At 65.7% G+C, this 26,567-nt stretch carries 29 protein-coding genes; 8 read left to right on the plus strand and 21 right to left on the minus strand.

Annotated elements, in window-relative coordinates; genetic code table 11:
- Positions 1-24: 24 nt before the first annotated feature.
- Positions 25-1,800: an acetolactate synthase 3 large subunit gene (locus A3OK_RS0108185; protein WP_019904459.1), complete on the minus strand. Its 1,776-nt coding sequence runs from the start codon at positions 1,798-1,800 to the stop codon at positions 25-27.
- Positions 1,801-2,118: 318 nt separating this feature from the next.
- Here A3OK_RS0108185 and A3OK_RS0108190 point away from each other — a divergent pair, with 318 nt between their 5' ends.
- The 8 genes from A3OK_RS0108190 (at position 2,119) to A3OK_RS0108225 (ending at position 13,545) form a co-directional block, all read left to right on the plus strand.
- Positions 2,119-2,694 (plus strand): chemotaxis protein CheW, encoded by a 576-nt coding sequence (locus A3OK_RS0108190; protein WP_051092915.1) that lies wholly within the window; start codon positions 2,119-2,121, stop codon positions 2,692-2,694.
- 31 nt (positions 2,695-2,725) lie between these two features.
- Positions 2,726-4,183, plus strand: a complete 1,458-nt coding sequence (locus tag A3OK_RS0108195) for a protein-glutamate O-methyltransferase CheR (protein ID WP_019904461.1) — start codon at positions 2,726-2,728, stop codon at positions 4,181-4,183.
- Positions 4,180-4,764: a chemotaxis protein CheW gene (locus A3OK_RS0108200; RefSeq protein WP_019904462.1), complete on the plus strand. Its 585-nt coding sequence runs from the start codon at positions 4,180-4,182 to the stop codon at positions 4,762-4,764. The genes A3OK_RS0108195 and A3OK_RS0108200 overlap by 4 nt, the downstream gene beginning before the upstream one ends.
- Positions 4,765-4,819: 55 nt before the next feature.
- Positions 4,820-6,490 (plus strand): methyl-accepting chemotaxis protein, encoded by a 1,671-nt coding sequence (locus tag A3OK_RS0108205; RefSeq protein WP_019904463.1) that lies wholly within the window; start codon positions 4,820-4,822, stop codon positions 6,488-6,490.
- 26 nt (positions 6,491-6,516) lie between these two features.
- Entirely contained in the window at positions 6,517-8,805 is a 2,289-nt protein-coding gene (locus tag A3OK_RS0108210; RefSeq protein ID WP_019904464.1) for a response regulator, read from the plus strand.
- 65 nt (positions 8,806-8,870) lie between these two features.
- A complete protein-coding gene (gene cheB / locus A3OK_RS0108215) occupies positions 8,871-9,944 on the plus strand; it encodes a chemotaxis-specific protein-glutamate methyltransferase CheB (protein WP_036302712.1) in 1,074 nt (357 codons plus the stop codon).
- Positions 9,941-11,677, plus strand: a complete 1,737-nt coding sequence (locus tag A3OK_RS0108220) for a response regulator (protein ID WP_019904466.1) — start codon at positions 9,941-9,943, stop codon at positions 11,675-11,677. Before cheB ends, A3OK_RS0108220 begins: the two co-directional genes overlap by 4 nt.
- A gap of 2 nt (positions 11,678-11,679) precedes the next feature.
- Positions 11,680-13,545 carry a response regulator gene (locus tag A3OK_RS0108225; protein ID WP_019904467.1) on the plus strand — a complete coding sequence of 622 codons (1,866 nt, stop codon included), beginning with the start codon at positions 11,680-11,682 and terminating at the stop codon, positions 13,543-13,545.
- A 279-nt stretch (positions 13,546-13,824) separates the two neighbouring features.
- On the opposite strand, the gene rplQ is transcribed toward A3OK_RS0108225, so the two are convergent.
- From rplQ to rpmC, 20 genes are all read right to left on the minus strand, one after another.
- Positions 13,825-14,235 carry a 50S ribosomal protein L17 gene (rplQ, locus tag A3OK_RS0108230; protein WP_019904468.1) on the minus strand — a complete coding sequence of 137 codons (411 nt, stop codon included), beginning with the start codon at positions 14,233-14,235 and terminating at the stop codon, positions 13,825-13,827.
- Between the two features lie 187 nt (positions 14,236-14,422).
- Positions 14,423-15,475: a DNA-directed RNA polymerase subunit alpha gene (locus tag A3OK_RS0108235; protein WP_155911981.1), complete on the minus strand. Its 1,053-nt coding sequence runs from the start codon at positions 15,473-15,475 to the stop codon at positions 14,423-14,425.
- Between the two features lie 86 nt (positions 15,476-15,561).
- Positions 15,562-16,437 (minus strand): MBL fold metallo-hydrolase, encoded by an 876-nt coding sequence (locus tag A3OK_RS0108240; protein WP_026597053.1) that lies wholly within the window; start codon positions 16,435-16,437, stop codon positions 15,562-15,564.
- 45 nt (positions 16,438-16,482) lie between these two features.
- Positions 16,483-16,872, minus strand: coding sequence for a 30S ribosomal protein S11 (gene rpsK, locus A3OK_RS0108245; protein WP_018044206.1), 390 nt, complete (start codon positions 16,870-16,872; stop codon positions 16,483-16,485).
- Between the two features lie 158 nt (positions 16,873-17,030).
- Positions 17,031-17,399: a 30S ribosomal protein S13 gene (rpsM, locus tag A3OK_RS0108250; protein WP_019904471.1), complete on the minus strand. Its 369-nt coding sequence runs from the start codon at positions 17,397-17,399 to the stop codon at positions 17,031-17,033.
- A 211-nt stretch (positions 17,400-17,610) separates the two neighbouring features.
- A complete protein-coding gene (locus A3OK_RS0108255; RefSeq protein ID WP_019904472.1) occupies positions 17,611-18,213 on the minus strand; it encodes an adenylate kinase in 603 nt (200 codons plus the stop codon).
- Positions 18,214-18,332: 119 nt separating this feature from the next.
- On the minus strand, positions 18,333-19,670 hold the full coding sequence (gene secY, locus A3OK_RS0108260; RefSeq protein ID WP_019904473.1) for a preprotein translocase subunit SecY: 1,338 nt from the start codon (positions 19,668-19,670) through the stop codon (positions 18,333-18,335).
- 149 nt (positions 19,671-19,819) lie between these two features.
- A complete protein-coding gene (gene rplO / locus A3OK_RS0108265) occupies positions 19,820-20,317 on the minus strand; it encodes a 50S ribosomal protein L15 (protein WP_019904474.1) in 498 nt (165 codons plus the stop codon).
- An 11-nt stretch (positions 20,318-20,328) separates the two neighbouring features.
- Positions 20,329-20,520 (minus strand): 50S ribosomal protein L30, encoded by a 192-nt coding sequence (gene rpmD / locus A3OK_RS0108270; protein WP_018044211.1) that lies wholly within the window; start codon positions 20,518-20,520, stop codon positions 20,329-20,331.
- 12 nt (positions 20,521-20,532) lie between these two features.
- Positions 20,533-21,120 carry a 30S ribosomal protein S5 gene (gene rpsE / locus A3OK_RS0108275; protein ID WP_019904475.1) on the minus strand — a complete coding sequence of 196 codons (588 nt, stop codon included), beginning with the start codon at positions 21,118-21,120 and terminating at the stop codon, positions 20,533-20,535.
- A 93-nt stretch (positions 21,121-21,213) separates the two neighbouring features.
- On the minus strand, positions 21,214-21,576 hold the full coding sequence (gene rplR, locus A3OK_RS0108280) for a 50S ribosomal protein L18 (protein WP_019904476.1): 363 nt from the start codon (positions 21,574-21,576) through the stop codon (positions 21,214-21,216).
- Positions 21,577-21,588: 12 nt separating this feature from the next.
- On the minus strand, positions 21,589-22,122 hold the full coding sequence (gene rplF, locus A3OK_RS0108285) for a 50S ribosomal protein L6 (RefSeq protein WP_026597054.1): 534 nt from the start codon (positions 22,120-22,122) through the stop codon (positions 21,589-21,591).
- A gap of 22 nt (positions 22,123-22,144) precedes the next feature.
- Entirely contained in the window at positions 22,145-22,540 is a 396-nt protein-coding gene (gene rpsH, locus A3OK_RS0108290; RefSeq protein ID WP_018044215.1) for a 30S ribosomal protein S8, read from the minus strand.
- A gap of 12 nt (positions 22,541-22,552) precedes the next feature.
- Positions 22,553-22,858: a 30S ribosomal protein S14 gene (gene rpsN, locus A3OK_RS0108295; protein WP_019904478.1), complete on the minus strand. Its 306-nt coding sequence runs from the start codon at positions 22,856-22,858 to the stop codon at positions 22,553-22,555.
- 39 nt (positions 22,859-22,897) lie between these two features.
- Positions 22,898-23,464, minus strand: a complete 567-nt coding sequence (gene rplE / locus A3OK_RS0108300) for a 50S ribosomal protein L5 (RefSeq protein ID WP_019904479.1) — start codon at positions 23,462-23,464, stop codon at positions 22,898-22,900.
- Positions 23,457-23,774, minus strand: a complete 318-nt coding sequence (gene rplX / locus A3OK_RS0108305; RefSeq protein ID WP_019904480.1) for a 50S ribosomal protein L24 — start codon at positions 23,772-23,774, stop codon at positions 23,457-23,459. Before rplX ends, rplE begins: the two co-directional genes overlap by 8 nt.
- Entirely contained in the window at positions 23,774-24,142 is a 369-nt protein-coding gene (rplN, locus tag A3OK_RS0108310; protein ID WP_018044219.1) for a 50S ribosomal protein L14, read from the minus strand. The genes rplX and rplN overlap by 1 nt, the downstream gene beginning before the upstream one ends.
- 262 nt (positions 24,143-24,404) lie before the next feature.
- Positions 24,405-25,796 (minus strand): ATP-binding protein, encoded by a 1,392-nt coding sequence (locus A3OK_RS0108315; RefSeq protein WP_019904481.1) that lies wholly within the window; start codon positions 25,794-25,796, stop codon positions 24,405-24,407.
- Between the two features lie 281 nt (positions 25,797-26,077).
- Positions 26,078-26,341 carry a 30S ribosomal protein S17 gene (rpsQ, locus tag A3OK_RS0108320; RefSeq protein ID WP_019904482.1) on the minus strand — a complete coding sequence of 88 codons (264 nt, stop codon included), beginning with the start codon at positions 26,339-26,341 and terminating at the stop codon, positions 26,078-26,080.
- 10 nt (positions 26,342-26,351) lie between these two features.
- Positions 26,352-26,567 carry a 50S ribosomal protein L29 gene (gene rpmC / locus A3OK_RS0108325; protein WP_018044221.1) on the minus strand — a complete coding sequence of 72 codons (216 nt, stop codon included), beginning with the start codon at positions 26,565-26,567 and terminating at the stop codon, positions 26,352-26,354.

The raw sequence follows: 26,567 nt of genomic DNA on the forward strand, positions 1-26,567 counted from the left end.
GACCTGTCTCCTCCGTGCTGCCGGTCAGACCAGCATCTTGCCTTCCTCGGAGATCACGTCGCCGAGGTCCATTCCGGTCTCGCCGAGGTAGTCGGAGAGCAGCATCTCGTTATGCGCCTTGCCCGATGGGATCATCGGGAAGCAGTTCTCGGTCTTGTCCACGACGCAGTCGAAGATGACCGGGCCGTCATGGGCCAGCATCTCGGCGATCGCCCCGTCGAGTTCGCCGGGCTTGTCGCAGCGCATGCCCTTGGCGCCGTAGGCTTCCGCCAGCTTGACGAAGTCCGGCAGGCTCTCGGAATAGCTCTGCGAGTAGCGCGAGCCGTGCAGCAGTTCCTGCCACTGGCGCACCATGCCCATGTACTCGTTGTTCAGGATGAAGATCTTGACCGGCAGGCGATACTGCACGGCCGTCGACATCTCCTGGATATTCATCAGGATCGAGGCCTCGCCAGCGATGTCGATGACGAGACCGTCCGGGTTGGCGAGCTGCGTACCGATGGCCGCCGGCAGGCCGTAGCCCATGGTGCCCAGGCCGCCGGAGGTCATCCACCGGTTCGGCTCCTCGAACTTGAAGTACTGCGCCGCCCACATCTGATGCTGGCCGACCTCGGTCGTGACGAAGGTCTTGCGATCCTTGCAGGCCTCGTAGAGTCGCTGCACCGCGTATTGCGGCTTGATGATCGTGCCCGACGGCCAATAGGCGAGGCAATCGCGCGCCTTCCAGGTGCGGATCTTGGCCATCCACTCGTCGAAGCGGCCTTTGTCGGGCTGCTTCGGCAGGGCTTTCCAGGCCGCCAGCATGTCTTCGAGCACGGAGCCGCAATCGCCGACGATGCCGATATCGACCTTGACCACCTTATTGATCGAAGAGGCGTCGACGTCGATGTGGACCTTCTTGGAGAACGGCGAGAACGCATCGAGACGACCGGTGATGCGGTCGTCGAACCGGGCGCCGACGCAGATCATCACGTCGCATTCATGCATCGCGAGATTGGCCTCGTAGGTCCCGTGCATGCCGAGCATGCCGAGGAACCGCTCGTTCGAGGCCGGAAAGGCGCCAAGGCCCATCAGGGTCGAGGTGACGGGAAAGCCCGTGACCTCGGCCAACTGACGCAGGAGTGCCGAGGCGTGCGGGCCGGAATTGATGACGCCGCCGCCGGTATAGAGGATCGGCCGGCGGGCCGTCGCCATCAGCTCGACGGCCGCCTGGATCGCCTGGGAATCGCCCTTGAAAGCGGGACGGTAGGTCTTGTGGCCATTATGGCTCGGACGCTCGTAGATCCCGCTCGCGAACTGGATGTCCTTGGGCAGATCGACGACGACGGGACCCGGTCGGCCGTTCGAAGCGACGAAGAAGGCCTCGTGCAGGATGCGCGGCAGATCGTCGATCGATTTGACCAGGTAATTGTGCTTCGTGCAGTGGCGCGTGATGCCGACCGTGTCGCATTCCTGGAACGCATCGGTACCGATCAGGTGCGTCGGGACCTGTCCGGTGATGCAGACGAGCGGGATCGAATCCAGCATCGCATCGGTGAGGCCGGTGACGATGTTGGTGGCGCCAGGGCCGGAGGTGACGAGGACGCAGCCGACTTTGCCCGACGAGCGGGCGTAGCCCTCGGCCGCGTGCACCGCGCCCTGCTCGTGGCGGACGAGGACGTGCTTCAGCTCTTCCTGGTGAAAGAGCGCATCGTAGATCGGCAGCACCGCGCCGCCCGGATAACCGAACAACGTATCGACACCCTGATCCCGGAACGCCCGGATGACCATTTCGGCCCCGGTCATGACCTCGCCGCTCATCGTCTCAACTCCCTGAAACCCGGTTGCTTGTTCCGTGTCAGTCTTGTCTCAGGCAACAAAAAAGGGCCCCGAAGGACCCTGCATGCGCCACCATCCCGATTGCGGCCCCTGATATCAGGGCCGCCCGGTCAGTGGCGCTTCCGTTACGATAAGGATGACACGCATCGACTTGAAAACTTTGCTCTGCGACCCGCCGACGGGCGAATCGAAACGAAGAAGCGTTGGATACAGAAATGCGGGGAGCGGGTCAACAATGACCGGGTCAACAATCGATAGATGCGTTGCCCACCTCCTGGCCGCGTTCTATCTGTCGTCAGCATGAGCGTGTCGCCATGGTCGTACGACACGTTCTCATCCTCCTCGGGCCGTCGAAACCGGAGCCGTCCCCTGCCCCAGCCCGAGACGACGGCCTATCTCATCCTCGACGTGTCCGGTGTCACCTTCGCGATGCTGCGCGCGTCCGTGAGCGAGGTCCTTCCGCTCCCTCATCTGCATCCACCGACGTTGCCGGGCACTCTGCTCGCCGGGTTCCTCAATCTCGGCGGGGGGACGGTGCCGGTGATCGATCTCCGTCGGCTGCTGGCGCTCCCCGCGTCTTTGGAAAGGGAGGGCAATCCTTACCGTCACCTGCTCCTGGCAGCGGACCGGCGCACGGCGCTTCTCGTGGATCGTGTCAGCGATCTCACCTCGATCGATCCTGCATCGCTCAGGGCTCTCGCAGCGGATGCGAGCCTCAACGGCTGCGTCACCGGCGAAATCGCCCAGGGTGAAAGCGTGATCCAGGTCCTCGATATGGAGCGTCTGCTGAATGCGGAGGAGCACCGCCGCGTGCAGGCTTTGGCCGACGCCGCCGCTGTGCGCCTATCCGATCTCGCCCGGCTCGAAGGGGTTTGAGCCGCATGTCACGGCTTCGAAAGTGTGGCGCATGAGGCGCCCGACGCGGCCCGTCGTGGAACTCGATGCAGGCTTTCCCGCCTTGAAGGCGAAGGTGATCGCCCGGACCGGGCACCATTACTACGCCGACAAGGACGATCTGCTGTTCGACCGCCTGCGCAAGCGCTTCAAGGCGTGCCGATTGTCCGATTCCGCTTCTTATCTCGCTCATCTGAATGCGGACGCGACCGGTCCGGCTGAATGGGCCGCCCTCGAGGCCGAGATCACCATCGGCGAGACCTTCTTCTTCCGCTACGCCGAACAGTTCACGGCCCTGCGCAGGACGATCCTGCCCGGCCTGATCGCGGCACGCGCCGAGGCGAAATCCTTGCGGATCTGGAGTGCCGGCTGTTCCACTGGGGCCGAACCCTATTCCATCGCGATCCTGATCCATGAGCTCCTGGGTGACGCCCTGACCGAATGGCGGATCGCCATCACCGGCACGGATATCAGCACCGAGGCCCTTGCGACGGCGCGGGCGGCCCTGTTCGGCCGCTGGGCCCTGCGCACACTGCCACCGGAGGAGCATGACCGCTATTTCGTCTGCGGCCCGTCCGTGCCGGGGATCGCGCGCGAAGGCAGTTTCACCCTGCGCCCGGAATTCCGCAGGATGGTCCGCTTCGAACAGCACAATCTCATGAGTCTTCTCGACGGCACCGCGCCTGCGCAACTTGCCGGGTTCGACCTCATTCTCTGTCGCAACGTACTGATCTATTTCCAGGCCGATGCGGTCCTCGGCATCGTACGCGGCCTCGGCCGGCGGCTGGTCCCGGACGGCTGGCTGCTCATCGGCCATGCCGAGCCGAACCCTGCCTTCGCGGGGACCCTGCGGCCGGTGAACCTGCCGGGCACCGTGGCTTACCGGCCCATGAGCGCCGACGCCGCTCCCGACCCACTTCCCGCAAAGCCGATGGTCCCGGTTCGCGAACCGGTCCCAGCACCGTTTCTTCCCGTATTCGAGCCGCCTCTTGCTTCCGAACCGACCGCGATCCCTCGCGCCGAGATCGCCCTGCTCCCTGCGTCGGTCGTCGAGGAGTCGGATCCAGACACGGTTCTCGACGCCGTCCGCTCCCTGGCGGATTCCGGCAGGATCGCCGAAGGCTGGCGCATGGTCCGTACGGCGCTTCTCGCCACGCCCACCGACGCACGATTGCATTACTACGATGGGCTCCTCGCCTACGGGCTCGGACGCGAGACCGAGGCCGAGCGGGCCTTGCGCGGCGCGCTCTATCTCGACCGGACCTTCGTGATGGCGCATTACCAACTCGGCCTGTTGCTGGGTGCCCTCGGCCGTCTGGCGGAGGCGGATCGGGCCCTCGACAACGCCATCCGCTTCGCGCGCGCTCAGCCGTCGGGGGCGGCTGTCGCCGAAGGGGACGGCCTGACCGCCGGGCAGTTGGTGGAAAGCGCCGACGTCGCCCGCATGCGCATGAGGAAGACCGCGTCGTGATCGAACCGTCCGCCGGGACTGCCGAGGTCGATCCCCGCATCGCCGCCCTCCTCGCCGAGCGCACCGCCGCGCTGGCTCGTCGAGGGGTCGAGAGCACCAGCCATGTCGCGACGAGGCCTTTCCTCGTCTGCCTGTCGGGGAACGACCGCTACGGCCTGCCCCTCGAATCCGTGGCGCAGGTGGCGCCGGCTCGCGCCTATACCCCGGTGCCTGGATCGCCCCCGGAGCTTCTCGGCCTCGTCGTCTTGTCCGGCCGTGTCGTCAGTGTTCTCAGCCTCGCCGGTGCCCTTGGCCGACCGACCCCGCTCGGTTCGAGCGACACCGTCCATACCTCCGGGCATATCCTCCTCCTTCGCGGCGGCATCGGGCCGGTCGCCCTCTTCGTCGACCGGGTCCTTTCGGTCGCGGATGTGGACAGCGCTCTCGCGGCCGCCCCGCTCCCCCTCGGCGGCTTGGGTGCGGATGCGATTTCAGGCTATGCACCGGCTCCCGGCCAGGAGGCCGCCCGCAAGGGTGGTGACGCCGATTTCGTCGTGATCGATCTGCCGCGTCTCCTGCGGCGATACCTTCCTCAAGGCTGACGGCAAGGTTCCCCGCGAGCCTTCGTCCTCAAGCGGTTTCGGAGCGTCGCCAAGCGTGTCGATCTCGATTGGAAAACGGATACTTCTCGGCTTCGTCGCCATCACCGTGGTGATGGTGGGGCTGGGCGTCTACGCGCTCGGCCAGATCGGGGCCGTTCGCGACAACACGACCACGATCGTCAACCGCGACCTCACCATTGCGCGGAAACTCGACGATCTCGGCAACAAGTCGCGCGACCTCGGCAGCCTTCGGCGCAACGGCGTCATCGCCGCACTGATGCGTAACCGCCCCGATGCCGAGATCGCCGCGATCATCGACACCTGGCGCCGCGTGGCATCCGAATCCGAAGCGATCCTCGTCGATACCATCCGTACCGCCGACGGCTTTGCCGCCACCGCCCCATCGCCCGAGCGTGCGGCGATCTGGAAAAGACTCGGCGAATCCGCCACCGCCGGCGCTGCCGATTTCCGCAAGCTGCGCACCGCCAGCGAGGTGCAACTCGCGGCCATCGCAGCCAAGGATGTCGACGGGGTAGAAGCTCGCAACGACGATCTCAATCGCATTCAGGATGAGTTCCTGCGCGATCTCGACCGTACCCGCGACCTGCTCGACCAGGGCATCGATGCCGGCCAGCGCCGGTCCACCGACATCTACGAGCGCAGTCTCATCTCCATCGTGCTCATCCTCGCCCTCTGTGTGCTCCTGAGCATCGTCGTCACGGGGTTGATCCGCCGCGGCGTGGTGAAGCCGCTCGAGGAGGTCATGGCTTTCGCTGAACAGGTCGGCTCGGGCGATCTGACCCGGACGCTCGCGCGGACCGGCGCCGACGAGATCGGCCGTCTGGCGTCGACCCTGAACACGATGGTGTCGGGCCTCGCCGACCTCGCGCGTACCAACCGGGCTGCGACCGCCGACCTCAACGCTGCCGCCGCCGAGATCCGCGCTTCCGCCCAGGAGCAGGCGGCCAGCGTCGAGGAGCAGTTCGCGGCCGTGCAGGAGACTGCCGCTACCGTGGACGAGATCACCCATTCCGGCGCCCAGATCGGCAAGCGCGCGAGCGAGGTGATCGCCACTGCCCAGTCCACCGCGCAGATCTCGCGGGCCGGCCTGCGGGCGGTCGCCGATACGGCGAAAGCCATGGATGCCATCCGCGAGCAGGCGGAGGCGGTCGCCGGCAACATCGTCTCACTCAGTGAGAAAACCCAGGCGATCGGTGAGATCATCACCACCGTCAACGACATCTCGGAGCGCACCCACCTCCTCGCGCTCAACGCGGCGATCGAAGCGGCGGCGGCGGGCGAGAGCGGCCGGAGCTTTGCCGTCGTCGCCTCGGAGATGAAGCTCCTCGCCGATCAGGCGAAGGCGGCGACCGCGCAGGTGCGCACCATCCTCTCTGAAATCCAGAGGGGCATCAACACCTCGGTCATGCTCACGGAGGAGGCGGTCAAGCGCACCAGCACCGGCAAGGCCCGTTCGGACACGACCCAGAGGACCATCGAGGAGATTACCGCCAAGGTCGAGGAGAGCGTCCAGACCTTCCAGCAGATCGTCGCGTCCACGAACCAGCAGCAACTCGGCATCGAGCAGGTGATGGGCGCCCTCCAGAACATCCGGCAGGCGAGCCAGCAGACTGCCGCCGGCACCCGCGAAGTCGAGGCGGCGTCGGCCAACCTCACCGAGCTCGCCCAGGCGCTTCTCACCCTCGCCGACCGATACCGGCATTGATGGGAGCCTGACCGAGCAGCCGAGCCATGGATATCCGCCAGCAGCTTCTCGCGGCCTTCGAGGTCGAGCATCGCGAGCATATCGATGCCATCCGCGCTGCCTTGGCCGGTGCCGCCGAGGACATCCCGCCGGATTGGCACGATGTGTTCCGCCGGGCGCATAGCCTCAAAGGCGCCTCGCGGGCCGTCGACTTGCCCAAGGTCGAGGCGGTGGCGCATCGGCTCGAGACCCTATTCGAGCGGATCGTTGCCGGCTCCACCGCCCTCGACCGAGATGCGACGGGTGCTGTCCATCTCGCTCTCGACCGGATCGAGGCCCATGTCGCGACCCTGAAGAATGAGGCGGACACGCCGATGCCGGCGGATGCGCTCGCCGCCCTCGATCACTGCCTCGCCGCGCCTTCCAAGGCTCCCGCGGCTCCCGATCAACTTCCTCCTTCGCGGCCTGAGCCCTCGACGGCCGGCAATCCGGCCCAGGCGTCCCCGGCGAAATCGCTGCTTCAGGCAGAGGCGACTGCCGAGGCGGGGTCGCTGCTGCGCGTTCCGGCCGATGCGGTCGAAGCGCTGACGCGGGCCTCGCACGAACTCACCAGTGCGCTCGGCGCGGAATCGGTGATGGCCGACGGCCTCGCGAGGCTTCGGCGGGATGCCGCCGCCCTCGGTCGCCGGGCCGAGGCGCTTCGCGGACGCCGAGCCCCTCCCGGTACGATCCGGCCTCGCGAGCCCGATTCTACGGAGGAGATGCACGCCCTCGACGCTATGAAGGCCGAACTGCGTGGCTTCGAGGCGGCGCTCCTCGCTCTGTCGCGCGACGCCGCTCTGCTCGCCCAGATCCGTACCGGAGCCATCGCCGCGGCAGAGGCCGCGTCCGCCAGGATTGGACGCGAGGCCGAGCGCCTGGCTCTGGTGCCGGCGGAGACGGTGTTCGGTGCTTTTCCCCGCGCGCTCCGCGACATGGCTCGTGAAGCGGGCCGAGAGATCGACGTCTCGGCCCGTGGTCTCGACCTTCCCGTCGACCGCGCCATGCTCCAATCCCTGAAGGACCCGGTCCTCCACGCCCTGCGCAACGCCCTGAGCCATGGCGCGGAAACACCCGAGCAGCGACAGCGCCAGGGCAAGTCGCCAGCGCTCTCGATCTCCCTCGACGTCGCCGTGCGCGGCGGCCGGCTCGTCATCGGCATCCACGATGACGGACGCGGGCCGGACCTTCGCGCCATCGCGGCGACGGCGCGGGCTCGCGGCCTGATCGGCACCGCCGACGGAGATCCCGACTCGCTCCTCGCCCTGGTGTTCGAGCCCGGCTTCTCCACAGCCGCTGCCGTCGACACTTTGTCCGGGCGGGGAATCGGCCTTTCGGTCGTCGCTGACACGGTCCGGCGCCTCGGCGGCAGCGTGCAGCTGGAACCGCGTGTTCCGGTCGGAACGTCGCTGATCATGCACCTGCCGCTTTCGGCGGCGCGGCGGACCATGCTGCTGGTCGATGTCGGCGCCTCGACCTTCGCCCTGCCGAGCGCCAGTGTGGAGCGCCTGCTGCGCCTCGACAGGTCGACCCTCGGTTCCGCCATGGGGCAGATCGTAGTGCGCCTTCCAAGGGAGGGGGACGAAGATCTGTCCATGCCCCTGGTGGATCTGGCGAGCCTCGTCGGCGTGAAGGGCGATGAGAGCCGCCAAGATGAGGGCCGGCCGGTGACGGCGGTGCTGATGCGGGCGGGCGGTCGTTCCTGGGCGGTGCGGATCGATGCGCTCCGCGATGTCCGCACTCTCCTGGTGATGCCGGCGCCGCCGATCGGCGGCGATCGGCGGCTGATTGCGGGCACGGTGGTCCTGGGCGGTGACACGCCCGTCCTCGTCCTCGATCCCGAAGGGCTTGCCGCGCGGGCCGGGGAGATCAGCCATGCCGCGCCCGAGCCACGCAGCGAAGGCACTGGAACAGCTGCGGCCCCGCGACGTTCGACGATCCTGGTCGTCGACGATTCCATCACCACGCGGACCTTGGAGAAGGGTATTTTGGAATCGGCGGGCTACCGCGTCGTCGTCTGCGTCGATGGGCAGGATGCCCTCGATCGGCTCCGCGCCGGCATCGAGCGCGTCGATCTCATCGTCGCCGATGTGGAGATGCCGCGCCTCGACGGGTTCGGGCTGCTGAAGGCCCTGCGGGCGGACGAGGCCTTCGCCCGCCTCCCTCTGATCCTGATGACCTCGCGGGGGGATGCCGACGATGTCGCACGGGGGCTCGGCCTCGGCGCGGATGCTTATCTGACGAAACAGACGTTCGACCAGCGCCAGCTCCTCGACACGATCGGGCAATTGTTGTGAGTGACACCGAACCGAGACCCGCCGAGACCTCTCTGGCAACAGGGCAGTCGCCCCGTTTGCGCGTGATGCTGGTGGAGGATTCCCTCGTGGTCCGCGAACTGCTGCGCCACATCGTGAGCCGCGACCCGCGCCTGGAAGTCGTGGCCGCCGTCGCCTCCGGCGAGGAGGCTCTCGCCGCCCTTCCGAACGCCCGCCCCGACGTGATCTCGATGGATATCCGTCTGCCCGGGATCGACGGCCTCGAGACTACCCGGCGGATCATGGCCGAGCGGCCGACGCCGATCGTCGTCATCGCCGATTCCGTCGAGGATTCGTCCCTCCGCATTTCCATGAATGCCCTGCGCGCTGGTGCGCTCTCCGTGGTGGAGAAGCCGGTGGCGACCACGAATGCCGGCTACGACGCCATCTCCACCGAGATCTGCACGCAGTTGCGGATCATGGCCGAGGTGCCGGTGATCCGGCGTCGTCCGATCGGTTCGGAATGGGCCGGGCGCCGGGCGTCGACCGTGTCCGCAGCCAGCCTCGCCGCGCCGCGGGCCGCTTCCGATGCCGCCAGCGTGCTCGCGATCGCCGCCTCCACCGGCGGCCCGCCGGCCCTCGCCCGCGTCATCGGCGGGTTGCCAGACGGATTCCCGCTTCCCGTCCTCGTGGTGCAGCACATGGGCGCCGCCTTCATGGAGGGGTTTGCCGCCTGGCTGAACGGCGTCGTCTCCTTGCCGGTGAAGCTCGCCATCGACGGCGAGCGGGCCGAGCCCGGGCATGTCTACGTGGCCCCGGGCGATCGGCACCTCGAATGGGCGCCGGGGGCAACCCTCCGAATCTCGGATGCGGCGCCCGTGGGTGGGCAACGCCCGGCTGCCACCGTGATGTTCTCCTCGGTGGCACGCCATGCCGGCGCGCGCGGCATCGGCGTGCTTCTCACCGGCATGGGCGAGGATGGCGCGACGGGCCTCCTCGACATGCGCCGGGCCGGAGCCCAGACCGTGGCAGAGCACGAGAGCACCGCCGTCGTGTTCGGAATGCCGGCCGCCGCGATCCGGCTCTCGGGCGCGTCGGCCATTCTTCCGCTGGACAGGGTGGCGCCCCATCTCGTGCGTCTCGCCCTGCCCGGCCTCGCGGTGCCGGACCCTTACGCATGAGCGGTCTCGGCCTTCCCGACGGGAACGCTCCCCGGCCGCGCATCCTGCTGGTGGAGGATTCGGAGACGCAGGCGCTGGAGCTGCGCCTGCTGCTGGAGAGCCACGGTTTCTCGGTGGAGCGCTGCCCGACGGCGGAGATGGCCCTCGATCATCTCAACACTCGCCTGCCCGACCTCGTTGTGGCCGATCATCATCTGCCCGGAATGAACGGCGACGAGTTCACCCGCCAGCTTCGCCTGTCGCTGCGCACCCGCGCTTTGCCCCTGCTGATGCTAACCGGCGCCCGCGACGGCGAGCGGCAAGGGCTGGAGAGCGGCGCCGACGCCTACGTGGCGAAATCCGCCGACCGGGATATCCTGATCCTGCGCATCCGCGCACTCCTGCGCGAGCGCCAGGGCGGGAATGCGCCCGGTGAGGGGCCGGGAATCTCGGCTTTCCGGCGCGGGCGCGTGCTCGTCGTCGATGGCAGCGCCACCTATCGCACCTTCCTCTCCGGACTTCTCGCGCATGAGGGTCACGAGGTCCGCACCGCCGCGAACTACGAGTCAGCACTGGCCGCCCTCGACGAGGCCGATGCCGCCTTCGACTGCGTGACCATCGATCTCCTCGGCCCCGCCTATGACGGCCTCGCTCTGTGTCGGGCCATCGAGCGGCGCCGCGCGGCGGGGATCGAGGCGCGGGAGGCCGGCGCGCCGACCTTTCACCTCGTCGGCATCGCCGGCACCGCACCGGCCAAAGACTTCCTGGCGGAAGCCTACGCGGCGGGGGCAGACGACGTAGTCTCGAAGGCCGATGGCGAGGTGCTGGTCATCCGTGTCAGAGGCTTGATCCGACGCAAGCTCTCAGAGGAAGACGACCGCCGCATCGCCGGCGAGTTCGGCGCCCGCGAGCGAGCGCTCGAACGGGCGCGCGCCGAAGCCGAGGCGGCCGAGGCGCGCGCTGCCTTGGCCGGTGCCCTCGAACAGGCCAATCAAGATCTCGCCACCGCCAATCGCAAGCTCACGGATGCGCAGGCAAAGCTTGTCCAGGCCGCGAAGATGGCATCACTCGGCGAACTCGTTGCCGGCATCGCCCATGAGATCAACAACCCGCTCGCCTTCATCCTCGCACATCAGGGGACCGTCGAGCGCCTGCTTGGCGAAATCACCGCGCCTGAGGAGGTGCCTGCATCGCAACGGGCGCTGGCCAAGTGCCGCGACCGCGTCGGCTCCATGCGGATGGGTCTCACCCGCATCCAGGACCTCGTCTTGAACCTGCGCAAGTTCTCGCGTCTCGATGAGGGTGAGCGCACCCTCGTCAACGTGCCCGAATCGATCGAGACGGTGCTCGCCCTGATCCAGCACAAGCTCGGGACCCGCATCGTGGTGGAGCGCGACTTTTCCGGTCGGCCGGAGATCCATTGCACTCCTGCATTGCTCAACCAGGTGGTGATGAACATCCTCGGCAATGCCGCCGATGCCATGCCGGAATCCGGAACCATCACCATCGTCACGCAAGGCCTGCCCGATACCGACGTGATCCGGATCAGCGATACCGGACCCGGCATTCCCGAAACCCTGCGGGAGAGGATCTTCGAGCCGTTCTTCACCACGAAGCCGGTCGGATCGGGGACGGGGCTCGGTCTCGCGATTGCATACAGCGTGGTTCAAGCGCATAGCGGCTCGCTCAGCGTGGAAACGGCCGAAGGAGGTGGCGCCTGTTTCGTGATCGGTATTCCGCGACAGACGGCATAGACATGGTCAAAGGCACGATTCTCGCCGTCGATGACGAGCCCGACATCCTGATCGCCCTCGAGGACCTGTTCGAGGACGAATACCAGGTCGTTACCACGACAAAACCGTCCGAGGCGCTCGATATCTTGAGAGCGAGCCCGGATATCGCCGTGATCCTCTCCGATCAGCGGATGCCTGGGATGACCGGCGACGCGATGCTGGCCGAGGCGCGCGCGTTCCACGACGCGCAAGCGATCCTGCTCACCGGCTATGCCGATATGAGCGCCGTGATCGCCGCGCTCAACCGGGGAGGCATCACCGGCTACGTCACCAAGCCGTGGGACCCGGTTCTACTACGCTCCACCATTCGCCAGGCCTTCGAGCGTCACAGCCTCGCCCGCGATCTCGCCACCGAGCGCGCCCTCCTTCTCGGGCTCCTCGACAACGCCGAAGACGCCATCGCCTTCAAGGACGTCGAGGGACGTTTCGTCCGTCTCAACGCCCGCAAGGCCGGCAAGCTCGGTCATACGGTCGCTGAATGCCTGGGGCGCACCAGGGAGGAGCTCGAAGGCGGCTCAAGCGGTCAGAGCCCGACGCGGGAGGCCGACCGCGCCGCGATCGCCAGCGGGATCATCTCGGAGACGGTGTCGGCGGAAGGTCCGGTCGGGGCGGAGCGCTGGAGCCATGTCACGCGTGTGCCGATCCGCGGCTCCGCCGGGACCGTGACCCACCTCGCCACCATCGAGCGCGACGTCACCGAACAGAAGAACCTCGAAGCGCGCTTGCGCCAGTCGGACAAGATGCAGGCCCTCGGCACTCTTGCCGGCGGAATCGCCCACGATTTCAACAACCTCCTCACCGCGATTCTGGGAAGCCTCGAACTCGTCGGTCCCAAGATCGTCGATCAGCCGCGTGTGCAACGCCTGGTAACCAATGCGGCCCAGGCGGCGCAGCGAGGCGCTTCCCTCACGAAGCGCCTCCTCAGCTTCAGCCGCGCACGCGACCTGCGTCCCCGCTCCGTCGACGTGAACGCCCTCGTCACCGGGATGGACGCGTTGCTCGGTGGCAGTCTCGGCGGTCTCGTGACGATCACCACCAACCTCGACGCGGGCAATCCGGCTGCCCTTGTCGATCCGGATCAGCTCGAACTCGCGATCCTCAACCTCTGCATCAATGCTCGCGACGCCATGTCGGAGGGGGGCGCGATCTCCATCGCGACCGGTGTGGCGACGGTTACCGAAGACCCCGACCTCGCCTCGGGCGACTACGTCACCGTGTCGATCACCGATTCGGGTATGGGCATTCCGCCGGAGATCCTGGCCCGCGTCTGCGAACCGTTCTTCACCACCAAATCCGTCGGCCAGGGCACCGGCCTCGGCCTCGCCATGGTGTTCGGCCTCACTCAACAATCGCACGGAAAGCTCGGCATCTCGAGCGAGGTGGGACAGGGTACGCGCGTCGATCTGTTCCTTCCCCGCGCCGATACCGCCGAAGAGCGGTCGCCGATCGCCGTAGGGATGGCGACAGGTGCGGCAAGCCCGGCCCGCATTCTCGTGGTCGACGACGACGCCGAGGTCCGCCACGTCACCGCCTCGTTCCTCAACACCTTCGGCTATACCGAGACCGAAGCGGCGAACGGCGAGGCCGCAGTCGCGATGATGGAACGCTCGTCCTTCGATCTCGTCGTAGCGGACCTCGCCATGCCGGGCATGACCGGAGTCGAACTCGCGGAGATCGTGCGGCGACGCTGGTCGGGTGTGCCCATCCTCATCGTGACCGGACATGCCGAGGCGATCCCGATCCCCGATGACCTGCCGGTGCTGCGTAAGCCGTTCGACTCGGCCGATCTCGCGACGTTGGTCGCAGGGATGCTCGTCCCGGCCACGTGAAGGAGACGCTCCTCGTCTTCTGACGGCCGGCCGAGACCGAGCGGCCCCCGATCCGGCCCGTCCGAGAAGCCGTGTCGCCTCCGAAACATTCGCCCCACCCGGTAGTGGATCGTCGGTCGGAGTATCATCCCTCAACAATGGGACACGGTTTTCGGACACGCGGCCGTAGCTAAGTGCCCCTTGGGGAGCCGGACCGTCTACCCCCTCGTTCTGCAGGCGTTCACGAAAAAAGGCGGCCTTACGGCCGCCTTGTCGTCGTCTGGTCCAGATCGATGAGGCTTACGCCGCGTCGGAAACCTGCGAAGGGCCCGAATCCAAGCCGCGGGCGTCGACGTCACGATCCACGAACTCGATCACGGCGAGCGGGGCGTTGTCGCCGTAGCGAAAGCCGGCCTTCATGATGCGGCAATAACCACCCGGGCGCGCATTGTAGCGCGGGCCGAGAACGGCGAAGAGCTTGCGAACCATGTCGTGGTCGCGGATCTGAGACATCGCGAGACGGCGCGCATGCAGCGAATCGGTCTTGCCGAGAGTGATCAGCTTCTCGATGACCGGACGTAGATCCTTGGCCTTCGGCAGCGTGGTGATGATCTGCTCGTGCTTGATCAGCGCGGCGGACATGTTGGCGAACATCGCCTTGCGGTGTTCGGTGGTGCGGTTGAAGCGACGACCGCGAAATCCATGACGCATTTGGCTATTCCTTGCTTAAATGGCCGCCGTGCCACGGTACGGCCAAGCGCCCCATCACCGGGGCTGTTCATTCCGCATGACCCAGCGGCGGGATTCATTTGGGTTTGCGCGTCGCGCAAACCCCGAGATGTCGGCCAAACGAGCGGCGCCGAAACGCGCCACTCAATCGTGCCGGATGCGACGCGCCTCAGTAGTGCTCTTCGAAGCGCTTGGCGAGGTCTTCGATGTTCTCCGGCGGCCAACCGGGGATGTCCATGCCGAGGTGGAGGCCCATTGCTGCAAGGACTTCCTTGATCTCGTTGAGCGACTTGCGGCCGAAGTTCGGGGTGCGCAGCATCTCGCCCTCGGACTTCTGGATGAGGTCGCCGATATAGACGATGTTGTCGTTCTTCAGGCAGTTCGCCGAGCGGACCGAGAGTTCGAGCTCGTCGACCTTCTTGAGCAACGCCGGGTTGAAGGGGAGCTGCGGCGCGAGCGGCTGCGCCTCCTCCTTGCGGGGCTCTTCGAAGTTCACGAAAACCTGGAGCTGGTCCTGGATGATGCGCGCGGCATAGGCCAGGGCATCCTCCGGCGACACGGCGCCGTTGGTCTCGATCGTCATCGTCAGCTTGTCCTTGTCGAGATCCTGGCCCTCGCGGGTGGTCTCGATGCGGTAGGACACCTTGGTGACGGGCGAGAACAGGGCGTCCACCGGGATCAGGCCGATGGGAGCGTCCTCGGGACGGTTGCGCTCGGCCGGGACATAGCCCTTGCCCGTGGCGACGGTGAATTCCATCCGGATCTCGGCGCCGTCATCGAGCGTGCAGATGACGAGGTCCGGGTTCAGGATCTGGATATCGCCTACGGCGGCGATATCGCCGGCGGTGACCGTGCCGGGGCCGGTCTTGCGCAGCGTGAGGCGCTTGGGGGCCTCCGTCTGCGACCGGATGGCGATCGTCTTGATGTTGAGGACGATGTCGGTCACGTCCTCGCGAACGCCGGGGATCGAAGAGAATTCATGCAGAACGCCGTCGATCTGCACCGAGGTCACGGCTGCGCCCTGAAGTGACGACAGCAGGACCCGGCGAAGAGAGTTGCCGAGCGTCGTGCCGAAGCCGCGCTCGAGCGGCTCGGCGACGACGGTCGCGACCCGCTTCGGGTCATGCCCGGTCGAGACCTGAAGCTTGTTGGGCTTGATGAGCTCTTGCCAGTTCTTCTGTATGACCACGGTCCTACCTCTCGCAATTCCGACACGAGCCATTGCAATGGCCGGTCCTTGAGCCCTTCCCGCACATCGCCTTGCGCGGCTCGGTCTCGAAATTCATGTGCCCGCGACGCAGCGGACGGTTAGTTAGCCCCGACCCAGAGTTCCGGGACGAAACTATAGGCTGCACCGGCCCGCGCCACGTAGCCGAGCGCCGGGAACTCCAAGTGGCCGCCGGTAACGAACGTCTTCTCGCTCGAGACCTCGTCCAGCATCCGCTTGCGTACCGAACTCGCCCGATCCGAGTCCACGTCGAACACCAAGCTGGCCTCCGGACGTTTAAACTGGATCGCCGGCAGATGAATGATATCTGCCCACATCAATAGGGACGCGGAGCCCGACACGATGCGGAACCCGGTATGACCCGGGGTGTGGCCCGGAAGCGGAACCGCCGTGATTCCCGGCAACACCTCTTCGCTGGTCATCGTCCGCACCCGACCGGAATAGGGCGCGACCGCCTTTTGCGCATTCCGGAAATACGGCCGGGCCCCTTCTGGAGCCCGAGATACGGCGTCTTCCGCCAACCAATACGCGGATTCGGCCTCGTGGAGGACGAGTTCCGCATTCGGATAGGCGGCCGACCCATCATCGTGGATCAGGCCCCCGGCATGGTCGGGATGGAGATGCGTGAGCAATACCGTCCCGATATCCTCTGGCGCGACGCCTGCGACAGCGAGCGCCTCCGGAACACGACCGAGTGTGTCGCCACCGAAATGGCCCATGCCCGAATCGATGAGGATCGGCTTCGAACCGGGCGCCTCGATCAGGTAGGCGTTCAAGGTGATGCGCGGAGCCTGAGCACGAAAGCCGGCCGCCTGAAGCGCGCCGGCCTCGTCCGACCCGATCCCGGTGACGAGATCGAGGGATCCCTGAAGGTAACCGTCGTTCACAACGGTGACGGTCAGATCGCCAAGGCTCCAGCGCAGAACGCCGGGGAGTGCCTTCACGGCATCAGACACACGCTTCTCCGTATTCGCACCCAAGGGCTGATCGACGAACCGGTATCAGACGCGACGACGCTTGCGCGGGCGGCAGCCGTTATGCGGGATCGAGGTGACGTCGCGGATCGACGTCACGGTGAAACCAGCAGCCTGAAGTGCGCGCAGAGCCGATTCGCGGCCCGAACCGGGGCCCGACACTTCGACCTCGAGCGTGCGCATGCCGTGCTCCGATGCCTTCCGGGCTGCGTCTTCCGCAGCGACCTGGGCAGCATAAGGGGTCGACTTACGCGAGCCCTTGAATCCCATGGCGCCGGCAGACGACCACGAGATGGTGTTGCCCTGCGCATCGGTGATGGTGATCATCGTGTTGTTGAACGAAGCGTTCACGTGGGCGACGCCCGACACGATGTTCTTGCGTTCGCGGCGGCGAATGCGGGTTGCTTCCTTGGCCATTGTCTCTCGTCTCGTCCTTCAGGCGCGCCCGTCATTCCAGGCGCTCGGGATTCTTGGAAGTTGGCGGAAGAAGCCGGAGAGGCTTTTCCGACCAGCCGGATGCTCCGGCCGAACGCTTGAGAGGCCGCGCGAAGCGCGACCTCTCGAACACGACGGAATTACTTCTTCTTGCCGGCGATCGGCTTGGACTTGCCCTTGCGGGTGCGCGCATTGGTGTGCGTGCGCTGACCGCGGACGGGCAGGTTACGACGATGGCGCAGGCCACGGTAGCAGCCCAGATCCATCAGGCGCTTGATGTTCATCGACACTTCGCGGCGCAGATCGCCCTCGACGATGTAGTCGCGGTCGATCGTCTCGCGGATCGAGAGCACTTCGGCGTCGGTGAGCTGATTCACGCGGCGCTCAGCGGGAATACCGACCTTGCCGGTAATCTCTTCGGCCTTCTTGGGGCCGATGCCATGGATGTACTGAAGCGCGATGACGACGCGCTTGTTGGTCGGGATGTTGACGCCTGCGATACGTGCCAAGGTCTCACTCCATCGGGCGCTCGGACGCAAAGGTCCGGCCCTGCTGTGTCACGCGCGTCCGGTGGAGGCCGGCCCCTGCGCGCCGCCCATAACGACAAATCGGCCCGCAGCGCCTCCTGACACGAGGCACTCCAGACCCATCACGCATGGACGAATGACGGCCTGCTAGCGCGGGCCGTCGGTATTGTCAACTTGAACCGCGAAGACGATCTCAGGATGCGGTCGCGCTCGCGTGCGGTTCGAGCACGCCCATCAACTCGGTCGTGACCTCGTCGACGGGATTCATCCCATCAATGCTCTGCAGCATGCCGAGGCTTGAATAATAGGCCGACAGAGGTGCGGTCTGAGCGCGGAACGCGGCAAGGCGGGTCTTGAAAACCTCGGGAGTGTCGTCCTTGCGGACCGGCTCGCCACGGGCCGCCGTCTCGGCGGCGCGCTTGGAAATGCGGTCGACGAGGATATCCTCGTTCACCGCGAACTCGATCACCGTGTCGAGCGACAGGTTCTTGTCGGCAAGCATCCGATCAAGCGCCGCGGCCTGATCCACCGTGCGGGGAAAGCCGTCGAGAATGAATCCGCTGCGGGCGTCGGCCTCCTCGATCCGGTCGGCGACGATGCCGACAACGACGGAATCAGGGACGAGCCCGCCACTTTCCATGATCGACTTCGCCTCGAGGCCGACCGGCGTACCGGCAGCGACCGCTGCCCGCAGCATGTCGCCCGTCGACAGCTGCGGTATGCCGAACCGCTCGACGATCCGGGCCGACTGGGTTCCCTTACCGGCTCCAGGTGGTCCGAGCAGAATGATCCGCATAGCGTCGTTGTCCTCGTCCGGTTGCCGCTTCAGGCGTTATGGTTCGGGCGTTCAGGGGCGCATCAAGACGATGCCTCCCCGGCATCGCCCTGTTTTGAAAAGCGTGTTCTGCGGCGCCGTCAACGGCGCCGTGTCGCGCCGCGCAGCTTGGCCTTCTTCACCAGGCCCTCGTACTGGTGCGCCATCAGATGCCCATGGACCTGCGCCACAGTGTCCATCGTCACGGAAACGACGATGAGCAGGGAGGTGCCGCCGAATCCAAGGCTGGCTGAGGCGTACGAGGCCAGGATTTCCGGCACAAGGCAGACAAAGGTCAAATACAGCGCGCCGATGAGGGTGATGCGCGTCAGGACCTTGTCGATGAAAGTCGCCGTGCGCTCCCCAGGCCGGATACCCGGGATGAAACCGCCCTGCTTCTTGAGGTTGTCCGCCGTCTCCTGCGGATTGAAAACGACCGCCGTGTAGAAGAAGGCGAAGAAAATGATCAGCGCCGCGTAGAGCACCATGTAGAGCGGCCGGCCGTGGCCGAGATAGGTCGTGATCGTCGCGAGCACGCCGGTGCCGCCATTGTTGGCCGAGAAGCTTGCCACGGTAGCCGGCAGCAGGAGCAGCGACGAGGCGAAGATCGGCGGGATCACACCGGCGGTGTTGAGCTTGAGCGGCAGGAACGAACTCTGCCCCTCGTACATGCGGTTGCCGACTTGGCGCTTGGGGTAGTTGATCAAGAGCCGGCGCTGGGCGCGCTCCATGAACACGATGAAGTAGACGAGGCCGATGGCCGCGACGCCGACGCCGAGGATGACCGCCGCCGAGAGCGCGCCCGTGCGGCTCAGCTCGAGCGCGCTGACGATGGCCGTCGGCAGATGGGCGACGATGCCCGCGAAGATGATCAGGGACGACCCATTGCCGATGCCGCGAGAGGTGATCTGCTCGCCGATCCACATCAGGAACAGCGTTCCGCCCGTGAGCGTGATCACTGTGGACAGGATGAAGAACGGGCCCGGATCGATCGCCGCGCTCGAACCCTGGAGCCCGAAGGCGATGCCCCAGCTCTGAACCAGCGCCAGCACGACCGTCAGGTAGCGGGTGTACTGATTGATGACCTTGCGGCCGGATTCGCCCTCCTTCTTCAGAGTTTCCAGGCTCGGGATCACCGAGGTGAGAAGCTGAATGATGATGGAGGCCGAGATGTACGGCATGATGTTGAGCGCGAAGATCGCCATGCGCTCGACGGCACCGCCGGAGAACATGTTGAACAGACCGAGCACGCCACCGGCCTGCTGCTGGAAGTTCCGGGCGAACTGCTCGGGGTCGATGCCGGGAATCGGGATGTAGGTGCCGAGCCGGAACACGATCAGCGCACCCAGCGTGAACCAGATGCGCTTCTTGAGCTCGTCGGCCTTGGCGATGGCCCCGAAATTGAGGTTCGCGGCAAGCTGCTCGGCGGCTGAGGCCATGGCACCGGTTCCTGAGATCGATCCAGATTGGGGGCTGAAGCACCCCCGAACAAACTGAAACGGCGGCCACGCGCAGGTCGCACGGGCCGCCGCTCAGAGCTTCGACTTAAAGTCTACCCCGACGCTACGCAACAGCGGCGTCGAGAGACTTATGCCTCGGAAGACTTGCCACGGGTGGAAACGCCGGCACCGAAGGCGACGTTCACCGTGCCACCGAGCTTCTCGACAGCCTCGACGGCCGACTTGGAAGCGCGGGTGACCTCGAAGGAGAGCTTCGCGGTCAGCTCGCCGACACCGAGCAGCTTCACGCCGTCACGAGGACGGGCAATGATTCCGGCGGTGACGAGAGTTTCAATCGTGACGATCGCGGCAGCGTCGAGACGACCCGCGTCGACAGCCTGCTGGATCCGACCGAGATTCACCTCGTTCAAGTCCGTCGAATACAGGTTGTTGAAGCCACGCTTGGGCAGACGACGGTGAAGCGGCATCTGGCCGCCCTCGAAGCCTTTGATCGAGACGCCGGAACGGGCCTTCTGGCCCTTGACGCCACGACCAGCGGTCTTGCCCTTGCCGGAGCCGATGCCTCGGCCGACGCGCATCCGGTTCTTGGTTGCGCCTGGATTGTCGTGGAGTTCGTTCAGTTTCATGATGCCCTCCCTCAGGCCGCGTCGTCGAGGACGCGCACGAGGTGATGCACCTTGCGGATCATGCCACGCACGGAGGGGGTATCCTCCAGCGTCGCCACCCGGTGCAGCTTGTTCAGCTTGAGGCCGATCAGCGTCGCGCGCTGGTCGCCCTCGCGGCGGATCGGCGAACCGATCTGCTCAACGCGGAGAGTCTTCGTTGCCATTGCACCCTCCCCTTATGCCACTGCGGCTTCGGACGTGTCGGACGGATCAGCGTCGCGACGACGAGCCTGGAGCGCCGACACCTTGAGACCGCGACGAGCCGCGACGGAGCGCGGGCTGTCCTCGTTCTTCAGGGCATCGAAGGTGGCGCGCACGAGGTTGTAGGGGTTCGAAGAGCCGAGGCTCTTGGCCACCACGTCCTGCATGCCCAGCGTCTCGAAGACGGCGCGCATCGGGCCGCCGGCGATGATGCCGGTACCCTGGGGGGCTGCGCGCAAGATGACCTTGCCGGCGCCATGACGTCCCTGGACGTCGTGATGCAGGGTGCGGCCCTCCCGCAGAGCGACGCGGACGAGACCGCGCTTTGCGGCTTCCGTGGCCTTGCGGATGGCTTCCGGCACTTCGCGCGCCTTGCCGTGGCCGAAGCCGACGCGGCCCTTCTGGTCGCCGACGACGACGAGAGCAGCGAAGCCGAAGCGACGACCACCCTTCACCACCTTGGCGACGCGGTTGATGTGGACGAGCTTGTCCACGAACTCGCTGTCGCGCTCCTCGCGCTCGTCGCGGCGGCCGCGGCCCCCGCCTTCCCGTTCACGTGCCATGTTTCAATCCTGTCTCACTGACGCGGGCGGCGGAGCCCGCTCGCTTGATAGCTTGTCCGAGGGACGACATACGCCGCCCCTCCCCGCCTGATCTTAGAATTCGAGGCCACCCTCACGGGCAGCATCGGCGAGCGCCTTGACGCGCCCATGGTAGATGTAGCCCGAGCGATCGAAGATCACCTTCGTGACCCCGGCGGCCTTGGCCCGCTCGGCGACGAGCTTGCCAACGGCGGCCGCGGCGGCCGCATCGGCCCCCGTCTTCAGGCCCGAGCGCAGATCCTTGTCGAGGGTCGAAGCGGCAGCGAGGGTCTTGCCCTCGGCGTCGTCGATGACCTGAACGTAGATCTGCTTGGAGGAACGGAACACCGACAAGCGGGGCCGTCCATTCGCCGCCGCCCGCAGCGCGCGGCGCACACGCGCCTTGCGGCGGTCGAGTGCATCGATTTTGCGTGACATGATGGCCGGCCCTTACTTCTTCTTGCCTTCCTTACGGAAGATGAACTCGCCCGCATACTTCACGCCCTTGCCCTTATAAGGCTCGGGAGCGCGATAGTCGCGGATCTCGGCTGCCACCTGGCCGACCACCTGCCGGTCGATACCGGAGATGACGATTTCGGTGGGCTTGGGCACCGCGATCGTGATCCCGACGGGGATCGCGTACTCGATGTCGTGGCTGTAGCCGAGCGAGAGCTTGAGGGCCTTGCCGGCCATGGCGGCACGATAGCCGACGCCGGTGATCTCGAGCTTCTTCTCGAAACCCTTGGAAACGCCCTCGACGAGGTTCGCGACCTGGGCTCGGGAGGTGCCCCACAGCGAGCGAGCCTCCTTGGTCTGGTTCTTGGGCTGCACCGAAACCGCGCCGTCCTCGAACTTTACGTCCACAATGTTGGGGACGATATACTTGAGCTCGCCCTTGGAGCCCTTCATTGTCACCGTTTGACCGGTCACCGTTGCCGTCACACCGGACGGGACGGGAACGGGCTTCTTGCCTACGCGAGACATAGCCTTTCCTCCAAGTCCGAGATCAGAACACCTTGCAGAGCACTTCGCCGCCAACGTTGCGCTCACGCGCCTCGTGGTCGGCCATAACGCCCTGCGGGGTGGACACGATGGTGACGCCGAGGCCGTCGGCGACGCGGGGAAGTTCGGTCACGGCCGAGTAGACACGACGACCGGGCTTCGAGACGCGCTGGATCGAGCGGATGACGGGCTGGCCGTCATAATACTTGAGCTCGATCGAGAACTCGGTGCGGCCGTTGCCGAAATCGGTCGTAGCGTAATCGCGGATGTAGCCCTCAGCCTTGAGGACGTCGAGAACGCTTGCACGAAGACGCGAACCGGGTGTCTGGACGACGTTGCGGCGACGCATCTGACCGTTGCGAATGCGGGTGAGCATATCACCCACGGGATCGTTAACCATGGTGCCTGCTCCTTACCAGCTCGACTTGACCAGACCGGGGATGAGACCCCGGTTGCCAAGTTCCCGAAGCGCCACACGCGAGATGCCCATCTTGCGGTAGAAGGCGCGGGGACGGCCCGTGATGCCGCAACGATTGCGGATACGGGTCGCCGACGAGTTGCGGGGCAGTTCCGCGAGCTTGAGGCGCGCCTCGAAGCGCTCCTCCATCTCGAGGGATTCGTTGTTGGCGGTAGCAAGGAGGGCCTTACGCTTGGCGGCGAACCGCTTCACCAGCTCCTTGCGGTGATTATTCTTCTCGACTGAGCTTTTCTTTGCCATGTCTCTCTCCGGTGTCCGCGTCTAAGAGCTTTTCAGCACTTACTGCCGGAACGGGAATCGGAATTGCGCGAGGAGCGCGCGCGCCTCGGCATCGGTGCGGGCCGACGTCTGGATGACGATGTCCATGCCCCACGTGGCGTCGACCTTGTCGTAGGAGATCTCCGGGAACACGAGGTGCTCCTTGAGGCCCAGAGCGTAGTTGCCGTTGCCGTCGAAAGAGCGGGGGTTCAGGCCGCGGAAATCACGAACGCGCGGAAGCGCGATGGTGATCAGGCGATCCATGAACTCGTACATCCGGTGCTTGCGCAGGGTGACCTTGCAGCCGATCGGCATGCCTTCGCGAACCTTGAAGGTCGCGATGGCCTTGCGAGCCTTGGTGATGACCGGCTTCTGACCGGCGATCAGGGCAAGGTCGCCGGCGGCAACAGTCGCCTTCTTGGAATCCGCAGTGGATTCGCCGACACCCATGTTGATCACGATCTTCTCGATGACCGGAACCTGCATGGGGTTCTTGTAGCCGAACTCTTCGATCAGCTTCTGGCGGACGACCTCATCGTAATGCTTGCGCAGGCGAGGAGTGTACGCGTCGTTGTTCTTCTCAGCCATCGATCAGATCCCCCGAGCGCTTGGCGAACCGGACCTTGCGGCCGTCGTCGAGAATACGGAAACCAACACGCGTGGGCTGACCGTCCTTGGGATCGGCCACGGCGAGGTTGGAAAGGTGAATCGCAGCTTCCTTGGAGACGATGCCGCCTTCCTGGTTCTGCGTCTGCTTCTGGTGCTTCTTGACCAGGTTGATGCCACGTACGAACGCGCGATCTTCCTTCGGAAGCACCTGAGTGACCTCACCGGAGCGACCCTTGTCGCGACCGGTGAGAACGACGACCGTGTCGCCCTTCTTGACCTTAGCAGCCATCACAGCACCTCAGGAGCGAGCGAGATGATCTTCATGTGGTTCCGGGCACGCAATTCGCGCGGCACGGGTCCGAAGATACGGGTGCCGATCGGCTCCTTCTGATTGTTGATCAGAACGGCGGCGTTTTTGTCGAACCGGATCACGGATCCGTCGGCGCGCTTCACTTCCTTGGCAGTACGAACAACGACGGCCTTCATGACGTCGCCCTTCTTCACACGGCCGCGGGGAATGGCCTCTTTCACCGACACGACGATGATATCGCCAACGCCGGCATACTTGCGCTTCGACCCGCCGAGAACCTTGATGCACATCACGCGACGCGCACCAGAATTGTCGGCGACGTCCAGATTCGTCTGCATCTGGATCACGAGAGTGACCTTTCCTTGTTTCAGGCGGGTTTCCGCACACGGACGGTATTGTCCGGCGGACGACGCCTGATGGGGATCTGATGTCCCCGGCTCATATGAAACGCCGCGCAATCGGTGTCCGTGGACCCCGGCGCGGTCGTCGCGTACGAAGGGTGCGGACACCCCTCTCACTTGTCGCGAAGGCATGGCCACTACACCAGGGGACGACTAGGTGCAAGACGAAACTCGTCGCGACGCGGATGCGAGGTAGAGCGTTTTCGGGTCAGAGATCGTCGCAGCATCCGTCGAGGGAGGGAGCGCCGCCGCGGCCCTCCCGCACCGGCAATGCCGACAAGCCGACGATGCGACGCCCGATCCGGCTTGTGCTCTCCGTCGCTTCGCCGAAGACGGTGGCGACCAGGCGACGGCCGATCGCCTCATGCCGGCCGCTCGCCAGGCTGGCCTGGGCGAGGCGCCGGACCATTTCCTTGACGAAGGCCGCGCTGGCGCCTTCGGAAAACTTGACCGCATCCGCGACCGCCCCCTTCTCGAAGGTCAGGGCCGCGCCGTACAGCGCGATCAGACGTTCCCGGCAGGCGGCATCTGGATTGGCGATCTCGATGGCTTCATCGACGCGGCCCGGACGGGACGCCAGCGCGTCCTCGATCTCCTCGGGTCGATTGGTGGTGAGGAGGAAGAGCACGTCGGCATCGTCGTGCAGGCCGTCCATCTCGTTCAGCAGGCGATTCAGGAGGACTTCGGTCTTCGGGCTGTTCATGCCCTCGCGGGACCGCCCGACGAGGTCGACATCCTCCAGGACGACGATGCTCGGCTGGAGCGTCCGGGCCAGCAACATGTATTGGGTCAGGTTTCCCACCTGCTCGGCCGTGATCAGGACGGTGGTGCGCTCGGGCAGGTTTGCCGCGATGTAGCGGATCACGTGGGTCTTGCCCGTCCCGGGCGGTCCGTAGAGGAGCAGGCCCTTGCGGGTCGATTGCCCGAGTCGCCGGAGGTCGTCGCGGTGGCGGTCGAATGCGAAGACGTGGCGGTCGATCCGCGCCATCGTGGCATCGTCGAGGATGATCGCCTCGCGCGACACAGGGGGCAGCTTGTGGACGGTCATTGCCGAGCGCATGCCGGAGAAATCGGAACTGCTCTCGAAGGACAGAACCTTGCCGCGATAGAGGGACGAATTGGCGACAGAATCCTGGATCGTCCTCAAGAAGGTGCGGGCGAAATCCAGGGATTCGGCCACCGGCGGCGTGACGATCTCGATCTGGGCAAGCGTGCCCTCGCCGAAGGTGCTGTATTGGGACAGAAGGACCGCTACGGGGCGGCCCTCGACCCGGAACAGCCAGAGTGCGCTGTTGAGGACCGGGAACGGCTCCTCCTCGCCAACATCCATGTCGCCGTACTGAAGCGGCGTGATCGCGACGGCGTGGTCGCCCGACCGCACGAGCAGGCTCGAGATCGTCAGGGGAATCTGAGAGTGGTGTTGATGGACGCCCATAAGGAGCGGCCCGAACGGGTCGATCTGCGCGGTAGCGGACGCCTGCAGGTCGGGCAGCAGATGGACGCCGAATTGCCGGCGTGAACTGACGATCCGGTTGATCTCGTCGGCACCGAAGAACCCGACGAGGGCTTCCCAGGCGCGGTTGGCGTGTTCCAGCATCATCGATCCCCATGCGAGGGGGCGACCGGCCGGGCGCGCAGCGCATCGCGTCGGACCCCTATAGGGATTGTGCAACCAGACGAAATTTTTGCACCTGAGCGCCCTGACAGATGATGCCGTCCATAGGCTCCCGGCAGGGTATCAGCCTCTCTTCCACCGTTGGCGCGAGGGCCAAAACCCACTTGTATCGAATGAGCTTTCACGCTGCGAGCGACGAAGGGGCCCAGACATGACGAAGCGGACGCATTGGGATATGCGCCCGCTTGGTCGTCCGGTCCGATGGCTCAGGCCTCGGCGGGAGCAGCCTCGGTGGCGGCGCCGGCATCGACCAGTTTCCAGGTCTTGGTCTTGGAGAACGGACGGCATTCCTCGATCGACACGGTCTGACCGACCTTGGCGAAGTTGGACTCGTCGTGGGCGTGGTAGTTCTTCGAGCGACGGACGGTCTTCTTCATCACCGGGTGGGTGAAGCGACGCTCCACCTTGACGACGATGGTCTTCTCGCCCTTGTCGCTGACGACGACGCCCTGCAATACGCGCTTCGGCATGGTGTACTCCTCAAGCCTGCGCGGACTTCAGCGTCTTCTGACGCTGGAGCGTGCGAACGCGGGCAATATCGCGACGGACCTCACGGACCCGGGCGACGTTCTCGAGCTGGCCGGTGGCACCCTGGAAGCGCAGATTGAACTGCTCCTTCTTCAGGTTCAGCAACTCATCGTTCAGCTGATCGGGCGACAGGGCGGCCAGATCCGACTGTCTCTGTGACGACTTCAT

This window comes from Methylobacterium sp. 77 (assembly GCF_000372825.1).
GTDB lineage: Bacteria > Pseudomonadota > Alphaproteobacteria > Rhizobiales > Beijerinckiaceae > Methylobacterium.